6 protein-coding genes and 1 pseudogene are annotated in these 6,972 nt (G+C 32.4%); 5 read left to right on the top strand and 2 right to left on the bottom strand.

Translation table 11 applies throughout. The annotated features are described in order from the left end of the window. Together ACJMLH_RS00615 and ACJMLH_RS00620 are read left to right on the top strand one after the other, a co-directional pair. On the top strand, nucleotides 1-111 hold a 111-nt coding region (locus ACJMLH_RS00615; RefSeq protein ID WP_405274027.1), incomplete at its 5' end, for a YjbQ family protein. Further along, the gene (locus ACJMLH_RS00620) at nucleotides 112-252 is read left to right on the top strand and encodes a hypothetical protein (RefSeq protein ID WP_405274023.1); all 141 of its coding nucleotides are present in this window, start codon (nucleotides 112-114) and stop codon (nucleotides 250-252) included. It abuts the gene before it with no gap. A gap of 19 nt (nucleotides 253-271) precedes the next feature. On the opposite strand, the gene pheT is transcribed toward ACJMLH_RS00620, so the two are convergent. Continuing rightward, nucleotides 272-1,930, bottom strand: a complete 1,659-nt coding sequence (gene pheT, locus ACJMLH_RS00625; RefSeq protein ID WP_405274024.1) for a phenylalanine--tRNA ligase subunit beta — start codon at nucleotides 1,928-1,930, stop codon at nucleotides 272-274. 21 nt (nucleotides 1,931-1,951) lie between these two features. Continuing rightward, nucleotides 1,952-2,308 carry a hypothetical protein gene (locus tag ACJMLH_RS00630; RefSeq protein WP_405274025.1) on the bottom strand — a complete coding sequence of 119 codons (357 nt, stop codon included), beginning with the start codon at nucleotides 2,306-2,308 and terminating at the stop codon, nucleotides 1,952-1,954. A 140-nt stretch (nucleotides 2,309-2,448) separates the two neighbouring features. Here ACJMLH_RS00630 and ACJMLH_RS00635 point away from each other — a divergent pair, with 140 nt between their 5' ends. The 3 genes and pseudogenes from ACJMLH_RS00635 to ACJMLH_RS00645 all read left to right on the top strand — a co-directional run. Beyond that, nucleotides 2,449-5,163: a valine--tRNA ligase gene (locus ACJMLH_RS00635; protein WP_405274026.1), complete on the top strand. Its 2,715-nt coding sequence runs from the start codon at nucleotides 2,449-2,451 to the stop codon at nucleotides 5,161-5,163. Nucleotides 5,164-5,583: 420 nt separating this feature from the next. Further along, complete coding sequence (locus tag ACJMLH_RS00640; RefSeq protein ID WP_405274028.1) at nucleotides 5,584-6,336, top strand: DUF4013 domain-containing protein; 753 nt, start codon at nucleotides 5,584-5,586, stop codon at nucleotides 6,334-6,336. A gap of 202 nt (nucleotides 6,337-6,538) precedes the next feature. Then, nucleotides 6,539-6,972 (top strand): annotated as a pseudogene (locus ACJMLH_RS00645) (hypothetical protein); the annotation flags it as partial.

A 6,972-nucleotide genomic window follows, 5' to 3' on the forward strand; every position in this document is an offset into this window, starting at 1 on the left:
CCGGTTAAAAATGGAAAACTTGATTTGGGTACTTGGCAATCAGTATTTTTTGTTGAATTAGATGGACCAAGACACAACAGAACAGTAACTTTGACAATGGTAGGTGAATAATTGAAGAAATGGACAATAATTTTAATAGCTGCAATAATACTATTGTTAATTTTCATTCTTGTTTTCTATAATTATGATGGCAGTCATGTAGTTAACAATTACTCTGAGATGGAAACAAACATGAGAAAATTGTGGTATTAAAAAAAAAGAGTTAATGAATTCATTTGTTAATGAATTCAATTTCAAATCCGATTACAGGATATTCTAAAGTAAAGTTGGTAATGACTTCAGGTGAAACCTCACCAAAGAATCCTTTAATTGTTCCTTTTTGTGATTCACCTGTGACGTCAGCTGCCCTACCTTTAATGAATGTTTTATTTTCACTGTCAGTTATTTCCATTGAATAACCTAAGTTACTTAAAACGGTTGTAACAATGGATTTGATTTCACTGAAGTTTGCAGTTGAATGACAAACGAGTGCAGCTAATTTTTTAGAAGAAACGGTTTTATTTTCCCTGGTTTCATCCAGGTATAAGACATCACCAATTTCAAAGATCTTTTGAGGCAGGTCTTCATGGGTGTTGTCCTCTAAAAATTCCATCAAACTGTTCATCAAACTTGTTCTAATCATTGTTCTGTCGATTGTAATTGGTCTTGCAACCTGAACATGAGGTTTTTCTTCTTGATTCATTTTTTCGTAATGTGCCTCTTCATTTGTAAGCATTAAGCTCATTACTTCCTGGAAACCTAATGTGACCATCACTTCACGGATAGTGCTTTCTGCCTTAAACCAGTCATTTTCATAAGCTACAGTGTTAATGTCAGGAAGTTCTGCAACTACGTCGTTAATGTGGTATTGTACAGCAATATTTTCAACGATATCAACTTCGTGTAATATATCAACTCTGTAAGCAGGTATGATTGCTTTGACTTCATTTTCATCAATAATCTCAGCATCAAAACGTGCTTTCATGAGTAATTCTTTTATTTCTTCTGCATTAAGATTGGTTCCTCCAATCAATTCATTTGCAGTATCAACATGAACGTTCATCTCTTGAGGGGTTAAATCAGGAGTTTTAATAGTTTTATCTTCATATTTAACTTCCATGGATTTGATTTGACCTCCTACTTCAGCAAAAGAAGAACAGATAATGTTTAATGCCTGATTAACTGCTCTCTCATCGGTACCGGTTACATCAACTATGATGTTGTGAGTATCTTCTTTAAGTTTGGTTAACTCTCCGTTAATGATTGGGGGCATGGATAAGACATTATCATCTTTATCTAAAATTAATGGATATTTGTCAAAATCTTCAATTAAATGAGCATAAGCTTTTCCTTTGTCATGCTCTGTTAGGATATCGCCAGGAGTCATTTCTGTGTCTTTTTCCAAAGGCACAAATGCATTTGCATCTTTTGGTGTTGCAATGTATTTGAATGGTCCTTCAACAACATCCGCATTGTGAATACCGATAGCTACTTTTTTCCTGTCTCTTCCAATAACCCAGTGAAGGTTTTCCTGAAAATCCATTACATATTTGAGTTTATCGCCAGTAAAATCAACATTATCTATTTTAGCAAATCCAATGTATGGTCTGATAGAAGCAACATCACTATCTACAGTAACATATTCACCGGATTCCTCTACTTTATAATCCGGAAAACCAATTTCCTGACCTATAAACCCTTTAAAAGATCTAGCTACTCCTTCAACAGACAAGTTGTCAGGTCTGTTTGGGAAGAATTCTACTTTGATTTCCTCATCATCAAAGTCTTCAATATCACTTGACATCATTGGCAAGGTGTCTATTAGCTCATCTTTTTCCATATCTATTCCTAAATCTTTTAAATCCTGATATTTGAATGTAATAACTGGCATTTAATAACTCCATTAATTATTTTAAAATCCATAAAGTAACATGAAAAATATAGATTCTACAGTAAAGTGCAGTGCTCTATGTTCTAATTCGCCCATATCTCGTAAGAATACTGTATGGGTTACATCTATAACAAAATGAATAAGGGCAGCTTCAATTCCGATTGTTAGGTTTAGGAAAACTATTGACAATATTATAAAATGAAATCCCGCTTCCATTATTTCGTGTACTAACCATGTTTGCCATGTAGAATGGGTGGATTGCTGGATTAGGCCACCTAACACAATGTAAAAGTTATTTAAAACTTTCCACATTAAGGTAGTATGTAATACGTCGCTCATGGCCAATATAATTGCAACATAAAACCATAACAATTCCATTTTTTCACAGTCCTCATTAATTTATAATACTATTATTTTGATTTTATTATATAATATATTTAACTATTATAAATGTTTTTAAATAATAAACTACATAATTAATAATATTATTTTTACTTACATTAACTAGGAGAAAATATATGTCAAAAGAAGAAATTCCTAAAGACTATGATTTTAAAAAAGAAAAAGAATGGGGGAAAAAATGGGATGATGAAAACATCTACAAATACATTGGAGATGGATCTCGTCCTAGATATGTAATCGATACTCCTCCACCATACCCAACAGGTGCAATTCACTTAGGTCACGTCCTGAATTGGGTTTACATTGATATGAATGCAAGATACAGAAGACAAAAAGGATTCGATGTACTTTTCCCTCAGGGATGGGACTGCCATGGTCTTCCGACTGAAGTTAAAGTTGAAGAAACTCATGGAATAAAGAAAAATGATGTTTCAAGAGCACAATTCAGACAATATTGTATTGACTTAACCACCAAAAACATTGCAAGCATGAAAGCCGACATGAAGGCAATGGGTTATTCACAGGATTGGTCTCGTGAGTTTGTAACCATGAATCCTGAGTACATGAAAAGAACTCAATATTCATTTTTAAAAATGTATGAGGATGGATTGATTTATCAGGGAAAACACCCTGTAAACTGGTGTCCTCGATGTCAAACAGCTATTGCTTTTGCAGAAGTTGAATACTCTGATAATACTACATTTTTAAATTATGTTAACTTCCCTCCTGCTGTTGAAGATTCATATGATGATATTGTTTCTTCACAGGAGTCAGGTAAACAGGCTGACCCTAAAACAGAAGGTATTTTAATTGCAACAACCCGTCCTGAATTGATGGCTGCATGTGTAGCGGTCGTAATTCACCCTGAAGATGAAAGATACACACATCTTTTAGGAAAATATGTTGAAGTGCCTTTATCACACCAAAAAGTAAAAATCATTGCAGATGAAGAAGTAGATCCTGAATTTGGTACAGGTGCAGTAATGATTTGTACCTTTGGGGATAAAACTGACGTAAGCTGGGTTCAAAAATATGACCTGGAAGTCATTGATATTATGGATGATGCCGGTATATTGACAGCCGCCGCCGGAAGATATGAAGGAATGGACTTGCAATCCTGTAAAAAACAGACTATTGAAGACTTGGATACTGAAGGATATTTATTAAAACAAGAGCAGGTTGACCAAAATGTTGGGCAATGCTGGAGATGTAAGACTCCTGTTGAAATTCTTCTTAAGGAACAATGGTTTGTAGCTGTAAGGGATTTAATTGAAAAGACCAAAGTTGCAGCAGATGAAATGAAATGGGTGCCGGAACACATGAAATCCCGTATGGTAAACTGGGCGGATTCCATGGAATGGGACTGGTGTATTTCAAGACAAAGAATATTTGCAACCCCAATTCCGGTATGGTACTGTAAAGACTGTGGAAAAGTCATTGTACCTGATGTTGAAGACTTGCCGATTGATCCAACAGTTGACAAGCCAAAACACGCATGTGAATGCGGATGTGAAGAGTTCATACCTGAAGTGGATGTATTGGACACCTGGATGGATTCATCAATTTCTCCACTATCTATTGCAGGCTGGCCTGATGAAGATTATGTAAATCATTTCCCATCAAATATCCGTCCGCAAGGTCACGATATTATCCGTACATGGGCATTCTATACTACATTACGCTGTTTAGCTCTAACCGGACAAAAACCGTTTGATGATATTGTAATCAACGGTATGGTATTCGGTGAAGACGGAAACAAAATGAGTAAATCCAGACCTGAGTTTGTAGTTGGACCTGAAGAGGTTATTGAACAATACGGTGCTGATTCCCTTAGAACCTGGGCAGCTAATAGTGTTCCTGGATCTGATGTAATATTTGATTGGAAAGACATAAAGCATGGATACAGGTTCCTTAGAAAATTCTGGAATGCATTCAGATTCATAAGCATGCAAATATTCGATGAAGAAATTGATTATGAAGATGTTAAAGATAATTTAGGACCTTTAGATTTATGGATTTTATCTAAATTAAACAATCTAAACAAAAAAGTGGACAATGCCTTTGCAGAATATAATTTTGCAGATACAATCACATCAATTGAAAGATTCTTCTGGCATGATTTCTGTGACGAATACATTGAAGCTGTAAAATACAGATTATACACTGATGTTTCAGATGAATCACGCAGAGCTGCAAAATACACATTAAGAACAGTTGTGGAAACTTCTTTAAAATTGCTAGCTCCAATTGCACCATTCTTTGCAGAAGAGGTTTACCAATACTTCTCCGATGAATCAATTCACACAACCTTATGGCCTGAAGTATATGATGAACTAATCAGTGAAGAAATGGAAACTAAAGGTGAAACTACTGTTGAGCTCATTGATGAAGTTAGAAGATTCAAATCTGCTTCTAAAATACCATTGAATGCAGAACTTGCTGAAGTGAATGTTTATACTTCTGATGATTCATTAGTTGAAATATTCAAACAGTTCAACGATGATGTTAAAGGAACATTGAAAATCAAGGACTTGGAAATAAGTTCCGGAAAACCTGAAGTTCATGAAAAAATCATTGAAGTTGAACCTGACATGTCCCAAATAGGACCAACATTCAAAGGGGATGCGGGTAAAATCATTGGTTATTTAAAATCAACTGATATTGATGAAATCGGTGCGGTTTTAGAAGAAAATCATGAACTTGCAATTGGTGAAATTGTAGTTCCTGAAACTATGTTGAATATCAAAAAAGAGATTGTCGGAGCATCCGGTAAGAAAGTGGATATCTTACAATCTGAAAACTTGGACATGATTGTTGAAGTAATTAGATAAATTACTTCTCTACTTTTCTTTTTTTCAAATTCAATTTTATCAAAGATTTAGTTGAAATATTTTCATTTCAAAATCAATAGTAAAATTGCTTTAAATTATATTTAACGCAAGTAAATATTGTTATTTGCTTATTAAAAGTATTTATATGACTTATGACTAATATAGCTATTGGAGATGAGATTAATACTATTTTTGTATATTTTCGGGATTTCTTTTCATTGTATTTGATGGTTTCTAGATTCTTATTTTAGGTTAAAATCCCATTTGGGGTTCAGTTTTCTCATCTCCCCTAAGATCATTTGAAAAATTGAACTTTCAACAAGTTTTTTCATTTTAAAATATATTCAGTTTAAATTAGTTAAATTTATTTATTTCTTTTTTAAAAATAATACTTGAGGAGTAGTCATGCCATTATTTAAAATGAAAAAAGTATGGGATTATTGTACATATAACAAACCTTTCTTTTTACTTATTTTGTTAATATTCTGCATATGGATATATATTTTTGAATCTTATGAGGATTTAAATTTATTTTGGGCTGTCTTAATTATTATTTTCTTGGAGATACTATTTTTGGGATATGGGATGACAATTACTCGTGATAGAATAAATGAGGGTATTAGATTACCAAAAATTATGATTAAAGATATTTTGATATTGGGATTTAAGTCAGTTATTGTTTATTTGGTTTATTTAGGTGTTCAGGGATATATTTTATATTTCATTTGTTCTCCATTGGGGTTTCCCAATTTTGATTTGGAAGATTTGTTAATGGACTATCCTAATACAATACATTTATTGTTTTCACATAATCCTGTGGATGCATTAGTTTTTGTTGTTTTAGGAGCTATTTTATTTTATATTACTGTATTTTTCATGGAAATCGCATTGGCCAGGCTTGCTGATACGGGAAGTATAATATCTGCTTTTGATTTAGTTGGCATTAAAAGAAATATTGATTTGATTGGTTGGAAGCATTATGCAAAAGACTATACTTTTATTGTTTTAGCTATTGTTCTTTTTTCATCTCTTACCCATATTGTTTTTCCAGTTGATATTTTAAATTATGCATGGGATGTTTTATTATTTTTATTCATGTTTGTAACTCAATATTGGGGTATTGGCACCATTTACTGTAAATTTAAAAGAAAAGAGAAAATCGATAATTCTTAATTCGAAAAATCATATTTTTTCAGCTTGAACTAACTCAACTTGTAGAAGTTGAGGATTCTTACTTCAAGGGCTGTATACTCTAATGGGTATAGGGTAGCGTGCCACCTCATCCCGAGGTTCAGCAGTTTTGGAATGTTAATGTTTTCTTTTTTTAACTAGGTTATAATTAAGATTAAAATATATGTTTTGATAAAGTATAGTTATGGAAATTTTTAATATTATTTGTGAATTATTTATTCCAATCTTAATATTTGGCATATTATTTGTAGTAGGAAAATTAATTTATAAAAAATTAGATGATAGTGAAAGTAGATTGTTAAATCCAAGTGAATATTTTCCCGAACAGGAACTTGAAACATTAAAGCAAGTTTATTATTTAATAATGATGTTAATTTTCTTTAATTTTATAATATATCTCATAGTAATAGAGGGAAAGGATGCACTGCCTATCGCTATTTTACAAATTGTTGTATCACTGTATATTGCTTTAACTTTAGATTATAGCTCTTGGAATAATAGAATATTATTTTTCCTGCTGGTGCCTTATGAATCTATAGTATTTCTCATCTATAATCATTATATTTTAATATGGCCAATTTTTCTAATTCATGTCTTCGTTTATGCATATTTCATTAA

The organism is Methanobrevibacter sp., from assembly GCF_045116495.1.
Classification (GTDB): Archaea; Methanobacteriota; Methanobacteria; order Methanobacteriales; family Methanobacteriaceae; genus Methanocatella.